Origin of the sequence: Microbispora amethystogenes, from assembly GCF_016863015.1 — a bacterium.
Lineage (GTDB): Bacteria > Actinomycetota > Actinomycetes > Streptosporangiales > Streptosporangiaceae > Microbispora > Microbispora amethystogenes.
The window spans coordinates 1-1876 of record NZ_BOOB01000114.1; the positions used below are offsets into that span (position 1 = coordinate 1).

2 protein-coding genes are annotated in these 1876 nt (G+C 73.5%); both read right to left on the bottom strand.

The features are described from left to right. A partial coding sequence (locus tag Mam01_RS35915; protein ID WP_239101881.1) for an ATP-binding protein occupies positions 1-1109 on the bottom strand: 1109 nt, incomplete at its 3' end. Between the two features lie 5 nt (positions 1110-1114). Continuing rightward, positions 1115-1876, bottom strand: a 762-nt coding sequence (locus tag Mam01_RS35920) for a DUF4192 domain-containing protein (protein WP_204289675.1), incomplete at its 5' end; no start/stop codon positions are given.

Sequence of the window (1876 nt, forward strand, 5' to 3'; positions counted from 1 at the left end):
AGAGCGAGACGTGCCCGGTAGCGGCGCCTGACCTCCGGGATGCAGGCACAGTCCCGCCCTTCCGGGCACGGGCAGGGACGGGCATCGAGAATCAGAGTGAAGCGCGCCGGGTAGCGGACGCTGCGGCCCACCCCGGCGAGGTGGACCTGTCCGCTGTCCAGCGGCCGGCACAAGCCCTCCAGGACCGGACGGGCGAACTCCGGCGCTTCGGCCAGATGCAGCACGCCGCGGTGGGCGAGCGAGACCGCACCGGGGCGATTGGCCGCCACGCTGCCGAAGATCGCCGCAGCAGTCTCCGAATGGTGCGGCGCCGACAGCGGAGGTGTGACCCCCGGCACCCTGCCCGGGTGTCCGGCCAGGGAGTGAATTTCGGCGACCTCCCGCGCGGTCTCGCCGGTCAGCGGAGGCAGGATGCCCAAGAGGCGTTCGGCGAGCATCGTGGCCGGGCCGTCGCCAGACAGGAACAGGTGGTGCCCGCCCGCCGCGCAGACCTCCAGCGCGCGGCGGGCCGCCTGGTTGCCCGGCACGTCGGCCAGGTCGACGGCGCATGAAGGTGACTGCGCGGGGTCCGGCTCGCGGCCGTGATGATCGCGGAAAGCCGCGTGACGGAGCTGGTCGACAACGTCGGCCAGCCAGGTTGCGGGCATCACCACAGCGCCGGGCACATGCGCCGCCTCCCACGCGCATTCGGCGGGGACGACGACTGTGCTGAATCCGGCCCGGACCGCGGCGGCCACCATCGGCAGGACGCCTCTGATGGGGCGTATCTGGCCGTCCAGCGCCAGCTCACCGAGGAACACCCGCCCGGCGATCCGTTCGGGTGGGATGAGGCCTGCGGCGGCCAGCGCCGCCACGGCCAGGGCGAGATCGGCCGCCGCGTTGTAGACCGGGAGCGCCGGTGTCACGCTCAGCGTGATCCTCGCGTCCGGCCAAGGCGTTCCACTGTTCAGGATTGCCGCGCGGATCCTGGCGCGGGCGGGCCAGACCGACAGTTCTGGCAGGCCGAGCAGATGCAACTCCGCGTCGCCGGGTGCGGCATCGGCCTCAACGTCGACCACATGCGCGGATAGGCCGGTCAGGGTGATCGTTCGGGTGGAGGCGTGGCTCATGCCGGTCACCAGCCCTCCGGCAGCACCGGGCGGGCTCCGTCCGGGCATTGGGCGGCCTTGTCGGCGATCTCGTCGGCCATTCCGGCGAAGTCCAGGCCGCAGATGGTTTCCGGGGACAGGGCGCAGTCCAGCGCGGTGCGGATCAGGCCCGCCAGGCTGTAGCGGGGATCGGCCTCAAGGGCCCGTTCCACCGCGACGCGCGCCAGGGGCCCGTCTCCGGTGCGCAGGGCGAGGAACGCCAGCAGTGCGGCAGGCGGGGCGGCGAAGCCTGGTTCGGCCCGTCGGGTGAGCTGGGCCCACAACCGGATGTGGGTGGCGTCGTCGTATCGGCCGATCACGGTCATGGCGGCGTCGCGGACCAAGATCGCGGTGAGCCGCACGCTCAGCTCGGCGACCTCGCCGGGGGACAACTCCTGCCCGGCCCGGGTGCGGTCCAGCGCGGCGGTGATGTGGTCGAGGCCCTCGTGATACCAGTCGTGACCGCCCCCACGGGTGAGCAGGGTGCGCGCCCGGGCGCAGGCCTCCCGGGTGGCGGCGGTCACGTGGTCGCGGTCGTGGCCGCCGGTGGGGGCGAGCATGGCCGTGAGGGCCGCGCGGTCGGGCCGGGCGACGTACCCGGCGAACACCGCCGCCGCGGCGGCCGGGTTGTCCCCAACGTCGTAGGGGGCGCCGTCGGGTGGGCAGCAGGTGGGGTCGGGGCAGGTGTAGGACCAGTAGCGGCCGTCGTCGACCCGCAGGGCGTCGATCGTGTCGATGCCCGCCTCCGA